Source organism: Nocardia caishijiensis NBRC 108228, from assembly GCF_001612825.1.
Taxonomy (GTDB): domain Bacteria; phylum Actinomycetota; class Actinomycetes; order Mycobacteriales; family Mycobacteriaceae; genus Nocardia; species Nocardia caishijiensis.
Genome location: NZ_BDBE01000025.1, coordinates 632,260 through 649,747 on the forward strand (window position 1 = coordinate 632,260; position 17,488 = coordinate 649,747).

Sequence of the window (17,488 nt, forward strand, 5' to 3'; positions counted from 1 at the left end):
CGGGCACGCTCATCGTGCGTCCAGGGCGTAACCGACACCGTGCACGGTGCGGATCAGATCGGCACCGAGCTTGCGTCGCAACGCTTTCACGTGCGAATCCACCGCGCGGGTGCCCGCCGCGTCCGACCAGTCCCAGATGTCCTCCAGCAACCGTTCCCTGGCCAGCACCGCCCTCGGCCGCTGCGCCAGCCGGGTGAGCAGATCGAATTCCAGCGGGGTGAGCCGGGCTTCGGTCTCACCTCGCCACACGCGGCGCTCGGCGAGATCGATCCGCAGGTCACCGACGACGATGCTGCTGTCGCCCCGTTCGGCGGCGCGGTCCACCCGCCGCAGCAGCGCGTGCACCCGGGCGGCGAGCACCCGCATCGAGAACGGCTTGGTGAGGTAGTCGTCGGCGCCGACACCGAGTCCGATCAGCTGGTCGGTCTCGTCGGTCCGCGCGGTGAGCATGAGTACCGGCACCGAACGCTCGGCCTGGATCCGGCGGCACACCTCGAGCCCGTCGAAGCCGGGCAGCATCACATCGAGCACCACCAGGTCCGGTTCCCCCGCCGCCGCGGCGGCCACCGCCGCCGGACCGTCGTGCGCCAGGTCGACGGTGAATCCCTCGGCCCGCAATCGCGCGGCGACCGATTCGGCGATCGTCACCTCGTCGTCGACGACGAGCACCCGCCGCGCCGCACCCCCACTGAGTTCCATGCTGCGACCCTAGCGACCCGGTGTGGAGGGTTCCGTCGCCGAATGTGGAGATTCTGTGTGGACTCGACCGGTCAGGCGTCGGGGAACAGGCCGGGCAGTTCCATGGCGTAGGCCAGGTCGTCGCGCGTGCCGAGGGTGACCAGCAGGATGCGGATCATGGTCACCCGTGCTTCCGACACCAGGATGGGATCCGGGTCGCTGCCCGGTTCGGCATCGGCGGTCAACCGGTAGACGACGTACTCGCACACGTGCAGTGCCGCGTCCAGGTCCAGCGGGGCGGGCACCGCGCGCCCCAGCTCGCCGAACGTCTTGCGCACCAGATCCCGGATGTCGTCGAGCGCGCGTTCCCGATACGCCGACACCGGCGACCCCGGATCGTGCAGTTCCGCGAACAGCGGCCGCAGCATCGGACCGTGCGCGCGCGCCCAGTCCACGTAGGCGTCGATCAGCCGGATACCCAGCTGGACGGGCTCGTCGCTGCCGTGTAGCGCCGCGCTGATCCCGCCGACCAACCCGTCGTTGCTCGCGTCGAGCACGGCGCGCAACGGCTCGGCGGCATTGCTGAAATAGCGGTAGAAGGTGGGGCGGGCCAGGCCCGCCTGCTCGATGATCTGGGCGACGCTCAACCCGCGCGACCCGGTGCGCGCGAACACCGCCGCGGTCGCCTCGACGATCCTGGCGCGCACTTCCTCGGCCTGTTCCAGGGTCTGCGGTGGCCTACCGCGACGTACCGACGTCGGCTCCTCGGCCATCGCACCTCCCACATCGTCGCGAACTCGCTGCCGAAAGCTTGACACGAACCCGCTCCCACGGATTAATCTAACACCAGTGTTCAGCAAATAGCCGAATATCCGCGCCTGCACCGCGCGACCACCTGGTGAGGAGAAGGGCCGACGATGACGACCGCCCCCGAAGTGACCGCCGAACCGACCGCGCTGCCGAAAACGCTGGTCAAGCCCCTGTTCGATCGGGCCGTCGCCGGTGGCGCCGCGTCGGTCGAGGTCTTCGCTCCCGCCACCGGCCACAAGATCGGCGACCTGCCGCAGTCCTCGATCGCCGATATCGACCGCGCGTTCGCGGTGGCCCGCCACGCGCAGCGCGACTGGGCCAAGGTGCCGGTCAAGCAGCGTGTGGAGATCGTCCGCCGCTTCCACGACATCGTGCTCGCCGAGCAGGAGACGGTGCTCGACATCGTGCAGACCGAGACGGGCAAGTCGCGTCCGCACGCCTTCGACGAGGTCGCCGACGTCGCGCTGAACTCGCGCTACTACGCCGCTGTGGCGCCCAAGCTGCTGGCCGACCGCAAGCCGCGCGGTGTGCTGCCGGTGCTCACCGCCGTCGACGTGCACAACCGCCCCAAGGGCGTGGTCGCGGTCATCTCGCCGTGGAACTACCCCCTCGCCTTGTCGGCCTCCGACGCCCTGCCCGCCCTGATCGCGGGCAACGCGGTGATCGCGCGTCCCGACAACCAGACCGCGCTGTCGGCCCTGTGGGCCATCGACGCCGCCGAGCGCGCGGGTCTGCCGCGCGGGCTGTGGCAGGCGGTGCTCGGGCGCGGCCGCGAGATCGGCGGCGACGTGATCGCCCGCGCCGACTACGTGGACTACACCGGTTCCAGCGCCACCGGGCGCACCATCGCCCAGCAGGCGGGCGAACGCCTCATCGGCTACTCCCTCGAGCTCGGCGGCAAGAACCCGCTGCTCGTGCTCGCCGACGCCGACGTGTCCAAGGCCGCGAAAGTGGCTGTGCGGGCGTGCTTCTCCTCGGCCGGTCAGCTGTGCGAGTCGATGGAACGCATCTACGTCGACGCCTCGGTCTACGACCAGTTCGTCGCCGAATTCGTCGGCAACGTCAAGAACATGTCCCTCGGTGGGGAACTCGACTACAGCCGCGACATGGGTTCGCTGACCTTCCAGCGCCAGCTCGACACCGTCACCGCCCACGTGGACGACGCGGTCGCCAAGGGCGCCAAGGTGCTCGCCGGTGGCCGTCCCCGCCCCGACCTCGGCCCCTACTTCTACGAGCCGACCGTGCTGGTCGACGTCGCCCCCGGCATGACGGTCTACCGCGAGGAGACCTTCGGCCCGGTCGTTTCGGTCTACAAGGTGAACTCCGACGACGACGCCGTCGAGGCCGCCAACGACACCGCCTACGGCCTCAACGCCAGCGTGTGGAGCCGCGACGTGGACCGGGCCCGCGAGGTCGCCGCGCGGATCAATGCCGGTTCGGTGAACGTCAACGACGGCTTCGCCGCCGCGTGGGGCAGCATCGACGCGCCCTCGGGCGGTCTCGGCATCTCCGGCCAGGGTCGTCGCCACGGCCCCGAGGGCCTGCTGAAGTACGTCGACACCCAGACCGTCGCCGTGCAGCGGGTGCTGCCGATCGGGCCGCTGCCGGGGATGTCCGAGCAACTGTGGGCCAAGACGATGACGCTGGTTCTCGGCGCCATGAAGACGCTGCGCCAGAAGTAGCGTGACGAACGAGCAGGGGTAGGTAGCAGATGAAGTTGGAATCGGTCGCGGGCAAGCGGGTGCTGGTCACCGGCGCCGCCATGGGCCTCGGCAAACTGTTCGCCGAGCACGCGGTGCGTGAGGGTGCCGACGCGGTGGTGCTGTGGGACATCAACGAGATCGCGTTGCGCGAGACCGCCGCCCAGTTGTCCGCGCAGGGCGGCAAGGTGCACCAGTACGTGGTAGACGTGTCGTCGCAGGACTCCATCCGCGAGAACGCCGAGGCGGTCCGCAAGGAGATCGGCGGCATCGACATCCTGGTCAACAACGCCGGGATCGTGCGCGGCAACACCTACTTCTGGGAAACCGAGAACCGCGCCGACATCGACCGGACCATGGCGATCAACTCCCTGGCGCCGATGTATGTGACGCTCGAGTTCCTGCCAGGCATGGTGGCCGGTGCCGGTCAGGCGCGCATCCTCAACATCGCGTCCTCGGCGGGCCTGGTCGCCAACCCGCGCATGGCCGTGTACGCGGCGTCGAAGTGGGCGGCGCTCGGCTGGTCGGATTCGGTGCGGCTCGAGCTCGAGCAGGCCGGGCACGACCATGTGAAGGTGACGACCGTGTGTCCCACCTACATCAACACCGGCATGTTCGACGGTGCCAAGGGCATCCTGTTCACCCCGATGCTCGAGCAGAACGAGGTCGTCGACACCTCGTGGCGGGAGATGAAGAACGGCGGCGCCCTGGTGGTGCTGCCGTGGACCTCGCGGATGAACCGCGCGCTCACCGGCCTGCTGCCGATCAAGATCCGCGATCTGTACCTCAACGCGGTCGGCGTGTACCACTCGATGGACCACTTCACCGGACGCAAGTAGACCTCCCACGACAGCGCGCTGCCCTCGTCGACCCGTCGGTCGGCGAGGGCAGCGCGCTGTTGGCTCACTCCCGACGGGTGCCGGTGACGACAGTGGCGTAGTACTCCTCGGAGTGCTCGGCCCGCGCCGCCAACCCGTGCTCGCGCAGGACGGCCAGCGCTGTCTCCACCTGGCCCTTCCCGGCTTCCACGTACACCGAGCCGCCCGGCGCCAGCCACCGCGCCGCCCCCTCGGCGACCCGGCGGAAGACCGCGAGGCCGTCGTCGCCCCCGTCCAGTGCCACGAGCGGTTCGTGTTCGCGCGCTTCGGGCGGCAGCTCGGCGATGCGGGCACTCGGCACATACGGCGTGTTGGCCAGCAGCACATCGATGCGTCCGCGCAGTCCCGTCGGGAGCGCGTCGAAGAGGTCACCCGCGTACACGGCCGCACCGAGCGGCGCCAGATTCTCGCGCGCGCATGCCACCGCCGCCGGGTCGAGGTCGGCGGCCACCAGCTCGACCGAACACCCACGCCCGGCCAATTCCGTGGCCGCGATGAGCCCGAGCGCCCCGCAACCACAACACAGATCGACAATGCGCACCGACTCCGCCACCACACCGGTCACCGCCCGCTCGACCAGAAACGCCGTCCGCTGACGCGGCACGAACACCCCCGCCCGCACCCCTACCCGCACACCCCGAAACTCCACCCACCCCAACAGGTATTCGAGCGGCACCCCCGAAACCCGCCGCGCCACCAGCCCCTCGAGCAGTCCCGCTTCGCCCCCCGCCGACTCGATCAGCAACGCGGCCTCGTCCTCGGCGAACACACATCCCGCACTCCGCAAAGCGGCAACCACGTCAGCAGCATCGGCAACACTCACCCCCCCGATTGTGCCCGCCCCCTATCCCGCGAATCCGCCAGTCCGCCCCCGACCTCCGCCTCGGAGGAACGACCTCCGCGCGTCAACCACCCGCCGCTCTTCCGGCTTCGCGACACCACTCGACTCCGCCTGCGCCCGCGCGATCCGGTGCGAGCCCGAAACCAGCGGTGTCCGGTGCGCGAGGAGATCGTTGTAGGGTCGTATCCGGCGCAGGGAACACCGGTGTGAATCCGGGGCTGTCCCGCAACTGTCACCGGGGAGCATTCCGCCGATTTGTGGTCACGACCTACCCAGGTTGGAAGGCCGGCGGAGGTGCGTCGATCCGGGAGCCAGGATACCTGCGCCCGAGGTATCGGGATCCACCCACGAGGATGGCAATGAACAACTACACATCGGATCGGCCCGGGCTCGGCCGTCGGAAGTTCCTGCTGGGCAGTGCGGGAGCGTTCGGCGCTGTTGTGCTCGGCGCGACCATGACGAGCTGCGGCACGGAGACCGGTCAGGCCGGTGCGCCCCTGGGGCCACCTCGGTCGGGCGGCCGTTTGCGCTCGGTGATCGCCGGACGGTCGGCGAGCGCGGATGTCCTCGACCCGCACGAGGCCGGTAGCTCGGCAGGTGGCGCGGTGTCGAAGAACGTGTGGGACAAGCTGGTCGCCTACAACAATGATCTGACCCTGCGCTACCGGCTCGCACAGTCGCTCGAGCCGAACGCGGACGGCAGCCGGTGGCGCATCAACCTGCGCCCGGGGGTGGTGTTCAGTGATGGAACGCCGCTGACCGCGCGGGATGTGCTGTGGAGCTTCGAGCGGATGCTCGATCCGACGAGGAAATCCTCCGGTGATCTGTCGATGGTCGATATGTCGCGCACCCGTGCCGACGGTGACCTCGGTGTTGTGGTGGCGATGAAGTCTCCGCTGGCGGACTTCGGTTCGGTGCTGGCGGGCTGGTACTGCTACATCGTCAAGGCGGGCACCGGCGTCATCGACGGGTCGGTGCTCCCGGTTGGCACCGGTCCGTTCGCGTTGGCCCGATGGTCGCCAGGTGATCGAACCCTGTTGCGTCGTAACGAGCGGTACTGGGACGGCCCGGTACCGCTCGATGAAGTGGAGATCATCCAGATCGCCGAGACCGAAGCGCGTGTCAACGCCTTCCTTTCCGGGGAAGCCGATGTGGCGCACGAGATCTCGTACCTGCAGGCGCGGACGCTGTCCGATGATCCGAACACCACGGTGGTTGTACCGCCCGCCGGTTTGATGGGTGCCTTCCAGATGCGGGTCGACACCACGCCTTTCGACGATCCTCGGGTGCGGCAGGCGATGCGACTGGCGGTGGACCGCCAGGCCATGGTCGATTCGGTGTACTACGGCTACGCCGAGGTGGGCAACGACATCTACGGCAAGGGCGCACCGTTCTATCACGGTGATCTGCCGCAGCGCTCCTACGATCCGCAGCGCGCGCGAGAACTGTTGCGCGAGGCCGGAAAGGAGAACTTGACGGTTTCTCTGCCCACGGCGGACGGGATGCCCGGCATGCTCGAGGCCGCGACCTTGTTCGCTGAGCAAGCCAGAGCCGCGGGCATCACGATCACGCTGGAGTCGGTCCCCGCGGACACTTACTTCTCCCAGGTCAGCGGCAAGGCGCCGCTGTCTCATATCGGCTGGTGGAACTACAGTCTCGACTACTTCTACGGCCAGACCATGACCAGTTCCGCGCCGAGCAACGGCACCGGCTGGCGACGACCCGGCTGGGATGCCACCTTCGCCCAGGCCCGCGCCACGATGGATCCGCAGCGACGGAGCGAGCTGTATCGTCAACTGCAGGAAGAACTCTGGAACGACGGCGGTTACATCCTGCACAGCTTCGCCAAACGCCCCGACGCGGCGAAGAACTATGTGGGTGGCGTGCGAAACGGTGTGCCCGGCACCGACGACTGGGCCAACTACGCGACCACCTGGCTCGCCGAGCAGTGATCCGCCGCTCGTGATCGCCTACGTCGCGCGGCGTGGCGGGGGCGGCCTCGCAGTGCTGCTCGCCGTCGCGCTGGTCGTCTTCGTGCTGTTCGAAACACTGGACTCCGATGCGGCCACCGTCATCCTGTCACGTGCCGGTGGTGGCGACCCCACCCCCGAGCAACTGGCGGCACTACGCGCCGAACTCGGGCTGGATCGGCCCGCGCCCGTGCGTTTCGCGGACTGGCTGATCGCCTTCGTACAAGGCGATTTCGGACATTCGCTGATATCCGGTCGGCCGGTCGGCGATGTGCTGCTCGGGCGCGCCACCAACAGTGTCGCGCTCGCGCTGCTCACCGCCACGCTGCTCATCCCCGCGTCACTCGCGCTCGGTCTCCTTGCCGGTGCCCGTGCGGGTTCGCGGACCGACCGGGTCATCAGCGTCGGGGCGTTGGCGGCCGAATCGGTGCCCTCGTTCGTCTTCGGTGTCGTCCTGGTGGCGACGGTGTCGTTGTCGCTGGGCTTGCTGCCCGCCGTCTCGCTGCTGCCGACCGGCGCGAGTGTGTGGGAACGCCCGGAGATCCTGGTCCTGCCGGTGACCTGCCTGCTGATCGGGTTGGCACCGCATCCGGTGCGGATGGTGCGGGCACAGACCGCCGAGGTCATGACCAGTCCGTACGTCAAGACGGCGCGGCTCAACGGGATCACGGGTGCGCGCCTGATGCTGCGCCACGTCGCACCCAATGCGGTCTCGGCGTCGATCCATCCGCTCGCGGGCTCGGTGGTCGGGCTGATCGGTGGTGTCGCGGTGGTGGAGACACTGTTCTCCTATCCGGGTCTGTCTCAGGAGTTGTTGCGAGCCATCGAATCTCGCGACTTTCCGTTCGTCCAATCGGCCGCGGTGCTGCTGGCGGCCGTCGGGATCGGCGTCCATCTGCTCGCCGATCTCCTCACTCTGCTGGTGAGTCCGCTCGCGCGGCAGGTAGCGATGGGAGACCGGGCATGAGGAACCGCGGCGGAATTCGGTCCATGTGGCTCGCGGTCACCGTCGCTCTGCTGCTGTTGGTCGCACTGGGGCCGCTTCTCGCGCCCTACTCGCCGACCGAGGTGACGGCGCCGCCGTTCCGACCGCCGTCGGCGCGGCACCTCCTCGGTACCGATGTGGTCGGACGTGATGTGGCCGCACGAGTGCTGCACGGCGGTCTGCCGTTGCTGTCGATCGCCGGGCTGTCGCTGATCGTCGCCTACGCGTTGGGGCTGGGCCTCGGACTGCTGGTCGGGTTGCGCCGCGAGTGGGACCGCTTGGTCATGCGACCGGTCGATGCCATCACCGTATTGCCGTGGTTTCTGCTGCTCGCGGTGATCGCCACCGCGATGGGGGCAGGGCCCGCGGCGATCGTGGTGACCGCGGCACTGGCGTCGGTGCCCTGGATCATCCGCATCGTCCGCACCCGTGTCCTCGAACTCGCGTCGACCGGTTATGTCGAATCCGCCCGAGCCCGAGGTGAACCGCTGTGGCGGCTGGGGCTGGTCGAGGTGCTGCCGAACCTGCGGACAGTAGTGCTGGCCGACGCGGGTGTTCGTATGTCGGCGACCATCTCGTTGGTCGCGGTGAGCGGATTCCTCGGGTTGGGCCTGCGCCCGCCCGCGCCCGACTGGGCGTTGATGATCATCGAGAACCGGCCCGGATTCGCCCTGCAACCGTGGTCGGTGCTCGCGCCCGCGCTGTTGATCATGGTGCTGGTGGTTTCGGTCAATATGGTCACCGACCGCGCCTTCGGTGCCGATCAGCCCAGCGCGGCGCATCACCCGATGCGGGTTTCCGAAGCGGGATCGGGGCTCACGGTGAATGGTCTCACTGTCCGGGATCCGAATGGAGCCCTTGTCCTGGAAGATATTTCGGTCCATGTGCGGTCCGGGGGCAGTGTGGCCGTGGTCGGAGCGTCCGGTGCCGGAAAGACAACGCTGGCGCTGGCGGTGCTCGGTGCGCTACCGCCCGAACTGACCGCGGTGGGTTCGGTCGGCATCGGTCGATCCGCTGGTCGCCGCACGGTCGGCTACGTCCCGCAGGATCCGGCGACCGGGCTCAACCCGGCGCTGCGCATCGGCACCACCCTGCGTGAAATCGCCGGACGGTACGACACAGTCGGGGTCGGCAACGGTGTAGCGGAGGCATTGCGCCGGGTCGACCTGCCCGATGACCGCCGATTCCGACGCCGATTCCCGCATGAACTGTCCGGTGGCCAGCAGCAGCGGGTATTGCTGGCCATGGCGCTCCTCGGTGATCCGGCGCTGCTGGTTCTCGACGAGCCGACCACCGGACTCGACGCGCACACCCGAGACCGCCTGGTGCGCACACTGCGTCAGATCCGGCGCGACAGTTCAACCACGCTGCTCGTGATCACCCACGACCTGGCGGCGCTGGAACCGCTGGTCGACCACGTGCTCACCCTGGACCGAGGCCGAGTCGAATCGATGACTGCCCACCGGACATCAAGGGCGGCAACGGTCGTGCGGGTGCCTCCCATCGAGATCGCGACCACGCCGATACTCAGGGTCGAGAACCTGTCGGTGACGCACCGGCGCGGCCGCGACGCCGAGCCGGTCGTCGACGGGTTGTCGTTCACCCTGCACGCCGGTGAATGTCTGGCCATCACCGGCAGATCCGGGGCGGGCAAGACCACGCTGGCACGTGCCATCTCCGGCTTGCACGCGCCGGTGGGCGGCATCATCGAACTGGACGGCACGGCACTGCGTCCGGGCATCGACCGGCGCCCATCGGCGCACCGCCGCGCCATCCAACTGATACCGCAGAATCCCGCGACCTCGCTCAACCCGTCCTATCGCATCGGCGGCCAGATCAGCCGACCGCTTCGCCACCTCCACGGCATGAGCAGCGCTGCCGCCTCGGCACGGGCCCGAAGCCTGCTCGACGCGGTAGGCCTCGATAGCGAACTGGCGGCACGGCGCCCCGACCAGCTGTCCGGCGGCCAGCAACAGCGCGCAGCCATCGCCCGGGCCCTCGCCGCCAACCCCCGCATCCTGATCTGCGACGAAATAACCACCGCGCTCGATCCGAACACCCAGAACATGGTGCTCGACCTGCTCGAAGACCTGCGCCGAAAGGGAATGGCGCTCATCGTGATCAGCCATCAGGACACCGTCATCGACCGTCTCGCCGACCGGGTACTGGGACTTTCCGAACGGATCACCCGCACGGAGGAATCCTGATCAGCCGCCTCACCGTGAACTGTCGAGCTCGAATGTCCGCGTAGCATCCAGATAGATGCCCCGCTGAGCGCCCCGATCCGGCGGCGGCAGCTGCGAAACCAACTGCTCCAACGAAGTCATGGCCCCCACCACATTCGTTCCCGCGACGATGAAATCCGCCACCGCCCGCCGAATATGGTTGGGCGAGGTCACCACCACCGCACTGTTGGCCCCCAGATCCCGCAACAGCTTGGTACTGAACAAGGCGTTCTGCACAGTGGACCCCGCCCGGTCCTCCACGTGGATCCGATCACCGGGCAGTCCACGCCCGATCAACCACCGCCGCATCGCCTCCGCCTCGGAGATCCCGTTCTGCGGATTGCCTCCGGTGACCACCACCGGCGAGAACGGCGCCGCGACAGCCTGCATCCAGGCGGCCGTGAGCCGATTCTCCAGCTCCGGCCGCAGCGCACCGTCGGGCAGCAGACCGTAGCCGAGCACGACGATGCCGGTCTGGGGGCCGATGAGGGAGGGGAGCGGGTTGGGCAGCGTCGCCACCGCCGCGGTCACCGCGTGCAGCACCCGCTTGGTGCCCGCGGCCATCGCCGGGTCGAGCGCGCCCAATTGTCGCATCGCCTCGTTCACCGCCGCGGCATCACCGGCGTGATGGGACCAGATGGCTTGCAGGGCAAGGGCTTCGGCGTCACCGGGGTCGGCGCTGATGAGGGCGCGCAGGTCGGCGCGCCCGGCATCGAGATTGCCGTCGGTGAAATGCCGTTGGGCCGAGTTGTAGAGGGCTGTCACGTCCGCGTCGGCGGCGGCGGGGCCGACCGTGGCACTCGTGACGGCCGCGACCGCGGCGAACGCCGCGGCGAGCTGTTTCCATTGCCTCGAGATCTTCACGACAGTCGCGACCTTCCGGGTGGCGTACATGCGGGCAGAGCTGACGGCAGAGCTGCCGGACACCCTACGACCGGTGTCGGCGCGCGCCGGGTAACCCGCCGTCGGCAGGCGCGTCGCGGCCCGGCGCGGCGGTGCGCACCCGGTGGCCGATAGGCTGACCAACCGTGGATACCGCTTCGCTGACCGGCAAGGAACTCGCCGCCGCCATCAACGCCGACTCGAAACAGCGCGCCGCCGCGCTCACCGACGCGGGCGCCGCGCCCACGTTGGCGCTGGTCGTCGCCAACGACGACCCGGCCAGCGCCTGGTACGTGAACTCCCTGCGCAAGGCCGCCGAGCGCCTCGGTATCGCCTGCGAGAAGATCGATCTCGGCGCCGACGCGACCGCGGCGCGGATCCGCGCGGAACTCGACGCGCGCAGCGCCGACCCGGCGACCGACGCGATCATGCTGCAGACACCGCTGCCCGCGGGTGTCAGCCTCGACGACGTGAGCTCCGCCATCGCCGCGAGCAAGGACGTCGACGGGGTGAGCCCGCTGTCACTCGGCCTGCTTGCCTCCGGTCTCGACGGCTTCGTCCCGGCCACCTCCGAGGCGGTCGTGGAGCTGCTGAAGCATCACTCGATCGCGTTGCAGGGCAAGCTCGTCACCGTGGTCGGCCGCTCCAACATCGTCGGCAAGCCGCTGGCGCAGCTGCTGCTCGCCGAGAACGCCACCGTCACGGTCGCGCACTCGCGCACCACGGACCTGGCCGCCGTCACCACCGCCGCCGACATCGTGGTCGCGGCCGCGGGTCGGATCGGTCTGGTCACCGGTGCGCACATTCGCGAGGGCGCCGTGGTGATCGACGTGGGCACCAACGAGGCCGCCGACGGCGGCATCGTGGGTGATGTCGACGCCGCCTCGGTCGACGGCAAGGCCGCCGCCCTGAGCCCTGTGCCCGGTGGGGTCGGCCCCGTGACCACCGCGCTGCTCATGCGGCACGTGGTGGTCGCGGCCGAGAAGGCAAGGGCCTGAACGGTTTCCGTAGTCAGCGAACCGGCCCGATCGAGGTGATCAGCGTCTTGGCGCCCACCTTGGTCGTGCCGACCAGCTGCGGGTTGTAGACGATCGGCACCTCGTCCGGCCGGTATTCGGTGATCGTCACGAGGTACTGTCCGGCGAACGCGCCGGGGGTGATGTCGAGGCAGTGCGTGGTGCCGACCGGAATGGTGTCGATGCCCGACTGGATCTGCGCACCCGTCGGCAGTGCCGCGTCACCGGCCACCAGCGTGCGTGCCTGATCGCCGGATCGCGCGACGTAGTAGGCGTGCTGGAAGGCCAGGATGGCCGACACTCCGCTGTCGGTTCCGCCGGGACCGTTGCCACGCACGAGGCCGCCGATCTGTTCCGTCGGACACTGCCCGACGGCGGGCGCGGGCGCGGCGACTGTCGCGAGCGTGGTGCTCGAGGACGTGGATTCCGGTGCGGGGCCGCCGAATTGGAAGTAGCCGATGCCGATCAGGATCGCCCCGGCGACCGAGGCGGCCAGCGGAGCCACCCAGCGGGGGGCGCGTCGTCGTTTCGAGCGGTCGATCATCCGCGCGAAAACCTCGTCGTCACCGTTGTAATCCGGCGCCGGTCGCGGTTCCCAGTCCGCCGTATAACGGTCGGACCAGCCGGTGTCGGCGGACGCCGGGGGAGTGGCCGATTCGGACGCCGCCGCCGTGGCCGCCCCGATGTTCGGCCGGGTCGATCCTGATTCGGCCCGTGCTGGTTCCTGCTGCGGCGGAGTCGATTCGCGCCGACGCGTGGCCGACCGGACGGGTTCGGGCCGATCCGTATCCGAGGCCGCCGCGTGCCGCGCCGTTTCCGGCCGGTGCGGTTCGAACCACGACGACGTGGGCCACACCGATCCCGTCGGTGCCGGGGGCTCCGACGACGCCCACTCGTCCGGCGCCGGAGCTTCGGGGGGCGGCGCGTCGGCGCTGACGATCGGCAGCTTGTCGGTGTCGGGACCGTTGTTCGCCAACGTGAACGGCGTATCCACTCGGCCCGCACCGGGATCGAGGGGGCCGCCGACGATCGGCAGGCGATCGGTGGCGTAGGCGTCGCGGGCGGGCACGGGGGCGGAGAGCGAGACCACCGGGATACCGGCGGGGGTGATCGGCCCGCCTTCTATCCGATGCCGGGCCCCGGTTCCCGAGGCCCCCGCCTCGCGGCTGCGGCGCCGTGGCAGGGCACCTCGGAGCGGAACACCAGCCGATCCCGGGTCGTGCTGTCGAGCCCCGGTCGGTCTGCGCGCTTCCGGTCGATCCATCGCCCCACCTTCATCAGGCACCCGCCGTCAGGGAATGTCCCGCAACGATTTCATTACGGGCACGATACTGCCCTGACGCCGTGTTCGCCGAATGCGTGGGCGATGCGCGCGTCACCAGTGGATGTAGACCTGGTCGCCGATGCCGACGTTCTCGTAGTACCAGGCGGCGTTCTCGGGCGAGAGATTGATGCAGCCGTGGCTCACGTTGGCATAACCCTGCGAATCCACCGACCACGGTGCCGAGTGCACCATCACGCCACCCCAGGTGAGGCGCACGGCGTACTCGCCGTCGATGATGTAGCCCTCCGGATCGTCGAGCGGGATGCCGATGGTGCGCGAATCGAACACCACCGCCCGGTCCTTCTCCAGGACGCTGAAGGTCCCGGTGGGGGTTTCGAAACCGGGTTTGCCCATCGACGCGGGCATCACGCGGGTCTCACCGTTCGCGGTCACCGTGAACGTGTGGTTCGACAGGTCGGCTTCGGCGTAGGTGCCGCCACCGTACTGGGTGCGCTGGCCCCCGATCAGATCCGCGGACGCGGCTCCCGACCAGGACGCGGCCAGTAGTGCCGCCATGATCGCGACGAACAGAAAACGAAGTGCGTTTCGCATGAACGCCACCCCTTCGGTCACTCGTAGGCGTCTCCCGAGTCTAGGCGTCCATGATCAACTGGACCTCTCGAAGTGGTAACGGCCTACGGGCCGATCGGAGTGTCGGCTTGTGCTCAGCCGCGCACCTCGTGCAGAACCTGGGCGTGCAGGGCGTCGGCACGCGCGGCGATGGTCTCCACCCGCAACAATGCCGCTGCGAAATCGTCACCGAGCGCGGCGGGCAGGGAGGCCACGTTGATCTCGATGTTGAGCTGCGAACTCAGCGCCGCGGCCCGGGCGGCGTCGGCGGCGGCCCCGATATCGGTGACCACGTTCGGATTGCCGATCGGCAACAGTTCGCCTGCCAGGGACAGGATCTCGTCGGCCTCGTCGACCACGGCGGCGGGGACTCGGGCGGCCTCGACCAGGGCGGCGTTGATCGCGGCGGTGCGCTCGGCGATCTGGGAATCGGTGTCCTTGGGCAGCTTGTAGGCCGCGCCGACGGCGGTGAACGCGGCCGCGTCGGCAGCGGCCAGCGCCAGCGAGCGGGCCCGTGCGGCGTCGGCGGCCTCGATGATCCGGTCGATCACCGGGCGGTTCTCGGCGTCCTTGGCTCGGGTGGTGTAGCGCGCCACCATCGCGACCAGCGCCGCGGCCTGGGCGACGTGCAGCGCGGCCACCGCGCCACCGCCGGGCGCGGGCACCTTGGCGGCCAGCTCCGACAGATAGTGCTCCAGGGTCACCGCACCGAAGGAGGGCGCGGTCTGCTGGGGTGACACGGTGGGCTGCGACACGACTGGATGGCCTTTCGACGGGGATTGCTTCGCTCTCAACGCTACCGCGTGCCCACCCGCGCACCCCGCCCGACCAGCGGGTGTACGCACGGACCGACCGGTCGGGTGCGGCCCTGGGCCCGGGTCTATGTTGGGTGTCATGCGGATCGGATTGAGCATCAACTACTCGGGCGGTTTCAAGGAGGTGGCGGCCGAGGTCGCCGACCTGGAACGGGCCGGTCTCGACGTCGTCTTCGTGCCGGAGGCGTACTCGTTCGACGCGGTGAGCGCGCTCGGCTTCCTGGCCGCGCGCACCGAACGGGTGCAGTTGGCCTCGGGCATCCTGCAGCTCTACACCCGGACTCCGAGCCTCACCGCGATGACGGCGGCGGGCCTGGACTTCGTCTCCGACGGCCGGTTCATCCTCGGCATCGGCGCGTCCGGCCCGCAGGTGATCGAGGGCTTCCACGGTGTGCCCTACGACGCCCCGATCGGACGCACCCGCGAGCTGATCGAGATCTGCCGCACGGTGTGGCGCCGCGAGAAGCTCAACTACCAGGGCAAGTACTATCAGATCCCGCTGCCCGCCGAGCGTGGCACCGGCCTGGGCAAAGAGCTCAAGCTCATCAATCACCCGGTGCGCGAGAACATTCCGGTGCTGTTGGCCGCGCTCGGTCCCAAGAACGTGGAGCTGGCCGCCGAACTCGCCGAGGGCTGGCAGCCGATCTTCTTCCTGCCGGAGAAGGCGAACGATGTCTGGGGTGACGCGCTGACCGCGGGCAAGGCCAAGCGCGATCCGGCGCTGGGCGACCTCGAGGTGTACGCCGGTCCCGCGTTGGCGATCGGCGAGAACGTCACGCCGCTGCTGGAGTTCGTCAAGCCGCACCTGGCGCTCTACATCGGCGGCATGGGCGCCAAGGGCAAGAACTTCTACCACACCCTGGCCACCAAGTACGGCTACGGCGAGGCCGCCGACCGTATCCAGGAGCTGTACCTGGCCGGTGACAAGCAGGCCGCCGCGGCCGCGGTGCCCGACGACCTGGTGCGCGACGTGTCGCTGATCGGGCCGGAGGGCTTCGTCAAGGACCGCATCGCCGCCTTCGCCGAGGCCGGGGTCACCACGCTCAACGTCACCCCGCTCGCGGAGAACGCGGCGGGCCGGATCAAGCTGATCGAGCAGCTGCGCGGCCTCTGCTGAGCCGCCACGACGCGACGCGCCGTATCCCGGAGACCTCCGGGATACGGCGCGTCGGTGTTTCGTCCGTCAGGACCGCAACGACGCCAGCGCGTCGGCGAGGGTGGTGTGCATGGCGAACACCTGGTCCAGGCTGGTCATCTTGAGCTGACGGCTGGTCGCGGGCCCGTCGGCGACCACCGCGATGGCGGTGTCGTCGCCCGCGCGCTGGTGCGCGGCGACCAGCGTCGCCATGCCCGCCGAGGCGAGGAACCCGACCGCGGTCAGGTCGATCACCAGGGTCGCGGGCTTGTCGGCGAGGATGGCCTCGATCGCGGCGTCGAGGGCGGGCGCGGTCGCCAGGTCGACCTCACCGGTCACCGTCAGGACCGTGACGCCGTCGTGTACCGCCGTCGTGGTGGTCATCGTGTCCGTGAGTGGGTACGCGTCTCCGGGTGTGTTGGTCACCGATCAACAACACACAACTTCGCCCGAATACGCAAGCCGTCGGGGTGATCGTGGTGGCGGCCCGGACGCCCGGGTCCCGGTCGGGACCGGGATCGCTCCGGTGATCGGGCTCGGGTGCGGTGCGTCACGATCCTTGCCCCGTGCGCATCGTCGAGGCGGTCGACCGGGGTTGGCCGCACCCGCGCGCGCGATCGTCGTACTGTGTGGGCGTGAACATCGATGTGACGCCGCTACCGGGAATCGGCGTGTGCAAGGACTTTCCGCTGGCGGAGGCCCGCCGCCGGATCGGCGTGGTCGAACACCCCGACGGCACTGTCGATCTGGTCGTCTCCCGCGCCGGTGACGCCGAGACGAAGACCTCGATTCCGTTGTCCAGCGCCGAGATCGGCGTGCTGGCCGGGTTGCTCGGCGCGCCGCAGGTGGTGCAGAAGAAGGCCGACTCGCTCGGTGTCGACGAGCTGTCGACCAGGCAGTTCGCGATCGATCGCGGCAGCCCCTTCGACGGGCGCCCGTTGCGCGACACGGCCATGCGCACCCGTACCAAGGCCTCGGTGGTCGCGGTGGTCCGGGCAGGGGAGGTGACCCCGTCCCCGGCAACGGATTTCACCTTCGTCGCCGGTGATCTGGTGGTCGTCGTCGGCACCGGCAAGGGCCTGGAGGCCGCCGGAAAATTGCTCGACGAAGGCTGACGAGTCCTTGTCGATAGTAAAGAGAAGGTAAGGTATTGCCTAGCTGAGGTTAGGTGATCCTATGAATGTTGAAGTCACGTCCCTGCCCGGAATCGGTGTCAGGAAAGAATTCTCGCTGACCAAGGTGGCTCGGCGCATCGGCGTCGTCGACCACCGCGACGGTGGCACCGATCTGATCTTCACCAAGATCGACGACCCCGATACCACCGTGCAGGTCCCGCTCTCCGACGGCGAAGCGCGCACGCTCGCCAGCCTGCTCGGTGCCCCGCGACTCGTCGCGCAACTGCAGGAGGAACACCGCGATCTCGACGGTGTGAGCACCCGGTCGCTGCCGGTGCTGCCCGATTCGCCCTACGCGGGCCGCCGCCTCGGCGAGACGGAGATGCGGACCCGGACTCTGGCCTCCATCGTTGCGGTGCTGCGCGCCGGTCAGATCCATCCCTCGCCCGGGCCGGAGTTCGGTTTCCTCGGGGGCGACATGGTCGTCATCGTCGGTACGACCACCGGGCTCGACGCTGCCGCTTCGATCCTGTCCGACGGCTGA

The 17,488-nt window shown here is 69.2% G+C and carries 16 protein-coding genes, 1 pseudogene and 1 riboswitch; of the genes and pseudogenes, 9 read left to right on the top strand and 8 right to left on the bottom strand.

Going from position 1 to position 17,488, the window contains the following annotated elements; all coding sequences use genetic code 11:
* Positions 1 to 9 precede the first annotated feature (9 nt).
* Both NC7_RS09780 and NC7_RS09785 read right to left on the bottom strand, forming a co-directional pair.
* Positions 10 to 699, bottom strand: coding sequence for a response regulator (locus NC7_RS09780; protein ID WP_157101905.1), 690 nt, complete (start codon positions 697 to 699; stop codon positions 10 to 12).
* 71 nt (positions 700 to 770) lie between these two features.
* On the bottom strand, positions 771 to 1,451 hold the full coding sequence (locus tag NC7_RS09785) for a TetR/AcrR family transcriptional regulator (protein ID WP_067981175.1): 681 nt from the start codon (positions 1,449 to 1,451) through the stop codon (positions 771 to 773).
* Between the two features lie 144 nt (positions 1,452 to 1,595).
* On the opposite strand from NC7_RS09785, the gene NC7_RS09790 reads away from it, so the two are divergent.
* Both NC7_RS09790 and NC7_RS09795 read left to right on the top strand, forming a co-directional pair.
* Positions 1,596 to 3,170: a succinic semialdehyde dehydrogenase gene (locus NC7_RS09790; RefSeq protein ID WP_067981176.1), complete on the top strand. Its 1,575-nt coding sequence runs from the start codon at positions 1,596 to 1,598 to the stop codon at positions 3,168 to 3,170.
* 29 nt (positions 3,171 to 3,199) lie between these two features.
* Positions 3,200 to 4,027 carry an SDR family NAD(P)-dependent oxidoreductase gene (locus NC7_RS09795; RefSeq protein WP_067981177.1) on the top strand — a complete coding sequence of 276 codons (828 nt, stop codon included), beginning with the start codon at positions 3,200 to 3,202 and terminating at the stop codon, positions 4,025 to 4,027.
* A 64-nt stretch (positions 4,028 to 4,091) separates the two neighbouring features.
* Here NC7_RS09795 and NC7_RS09800 read toward each other — a convergent pair whose 3' ends face one another.
* Positions 4,092 to 4,889 carry a putative protein N(5)-glutamine methyltransferase gene (locus NC7_RS09800; RefSeq protein ID WP_067981178.1) on the bottom strand — a complete coding sequence of 266 codons (798 nt, stop codon included), beginning with the start codon at positions 4,887 to 4,889 and terminating at the stop codon, positions 4,092 to 4,094.
* 159 nt (positions 4,890 to 5,048) lie between these two features.
* A riboswitch (cobalamin riboswitch) is annotated at positions 5,049 to 5,249 on the top strand.
* A gap of 17 nt (positions 5,250 to 5,266) precedes the next feature.
* Between NC7_RS09800 and NC7_RS09805 the strand changes: the two genes are divergently transcribed.
* Genes NC7_RS09805 through NC7_RS09815 form a run of 3 tightly spaced genes read left to right on the top strand, consistent with a single transcriptional unit; the run spans position 5,267 to position 10,069 of the window.
* Positions 5,267 to 6,859 (top strand): ABC transporter substrate-binding protein, encoded by a 1,593-nt coding sequence (locus tag NC7_RS09805; protein ID WP_067981179.1) that lies wholly within the window; start codon positions 5,267 to 5,269, stop codon positions 6,857 to 6,859.
* Positions 6,860 to 6,869: 10 nt separating this feature from the next.
* Entirely contained in the window at positions 6,870 to 7,844 is a 975-nt protein-coding gene (locus NC7_RS09810; protein ID WP_236573326.1) for an ABC transporter permease, read from the top strand.
* A complete protein-coding gene (locus NC7_RS09815; RefSeq protein ID WP_084458246.1) occupies positions 7,841 to 10,069 on the top strand; it encodes an ABC transporter ATP-binding protein/permease in 2,229 nt (742 codons plus the stop codon). Before NC7_RS09810 ends, NC7_RS09815 begins: the two co-directional genes overlap by 4 nt.
* Positions 10,070 to 10,078: 9 nt before the next feature.
* On the opposite strand, the gene NC7_RS09820 is transcribed toward NC7_RS09815, so the two are convergent.
* Complete coding sequence (locus tag NC7_RS09820; RefSeq protein ID WP_236573324.1) at positions 10,079 to 10,951, bottom strand: YdcF family protein; 873 nt, start codon at positions 10,949 to 10,951, stop codon at positions 10,079 to 10,081.
* 164 nt (positions 10,952 to 11,115) lie between these two features.
* Between NC7_RS09820 and NC7_RS09825 the strand changes: the two genes are divergently transcribed.
* Positions 11,116 to 11,967 (top strand): bifunctional 5,10-methylenetetrahydrofolate dehydrogenase/5,10-methenyltetrahydrofolate cyclohydrolase, encoded by an 852-nt coding sequence (locus NC7_RS09825; RefSeq protein WP_067981182.1) that lies wholly within the window; start codon positions 11,116 to 11,118, stop codon positions 11,965 to 11,967.
* Between the two features lie 13 nt (positions 11,968 to 11,980).
* On the opposite strand, the gene NC7_RS09830 is transcribed toward NC7_RS09825, so the two are convergent.
* From NC7_RS09830 to NC7_RS09840, 3 genes and pseudogenes are all read right to left on the bottom strand, one after another.
* On the bottom strand, positions 11,981 to 13,249 hold the full coding sequence (locus tag NC7_RS09830; protein ID WP_157101906.1) for a DUF8176 domain-containing protein: 1,269 nt from the start codon (positions 13,247 to 13,249) through the stop codon (positions 11,981 to 11,983).
* 111 nt (positions 13,250 to 13,360) lie between these two features.
* A pseudogene (locus NC7_RS09835) lies at positions 13,361 to 13,750 on the bottom strand (L,D-transpeptidase); the annotation flags it as partial.
* Positions 13,751 to 13,974: 224 nt separating this feature from the next.
* Entirely contained in the window at positions 13,975 to 14,634 is a 660-nt protein-coding gene (locus NC7_RS09840; protein WP_067981184.1) for a cyclodeaminase/cyclohydrolase family protein, read from the bottom strand.
* A 139-nt stretch (positions 14,635 to 14,773) separates the two neighbouring features.
* On the opposite strand from NC7_RS09840, the gene NC7_RS09845 reads away from it, so the two are divergent.
* Positions 14,774 to 15,811, top strand: a complete 1,038-nt coding sequence (locus tag NC7_RS09845) for an LLM class F420-dependent oxidoreductase (RefSeq protein ID WP_067981333.1) — start codon at positions 14,774 to 14,776, stop codon at positions 15,809 to 15,811.
* A 66-nt stretch (positions 15,812 to 15,877) separates the two neighbouring features.
* Here NC7_RS09845 and NC7_RS09850 read toward each other — a convergent pair whose 3' ends face one another.
* Complete coding sequence (locus NC7_RS09850) at positions 15,878 to 16,213, bottom strand: STAS domain-containing protein (protein ID WP_067492179.1); 336 nt, start codon at positions 16,211 to 16,213, stop codon at positions 15,878 to 15,880.
* Positions 16,214 to 16,464: 251 nt separating this feature from the next.
* Between NC7_RS09850 and NC7_RS09855 the strand changes: the two genes are divergently transcribed.
* Positions 16,465 to 16,944, top strand: coding sequence for a cation:proton antiporter regulatory subunit (locus NC7_RS09855; protein WP_067981334.1), 480 nt, complete (start codon positions 16,465 to 16,467; stop codon positions 16,942 to 16,944).
* A gap of 61 nt (positions 16,945 to 17,005) precedes the next feature.
* On the top strand, positions 17,006 to 17,488 hold the full coding sequence (locus NC7_RS09860; protein WP_067981185.1) for a cation:proton antiporter regulatory subunit: 483 nt from the start codon (positions 17,006 to 17,008) through the stop codon (positions 17,486 to 17,488).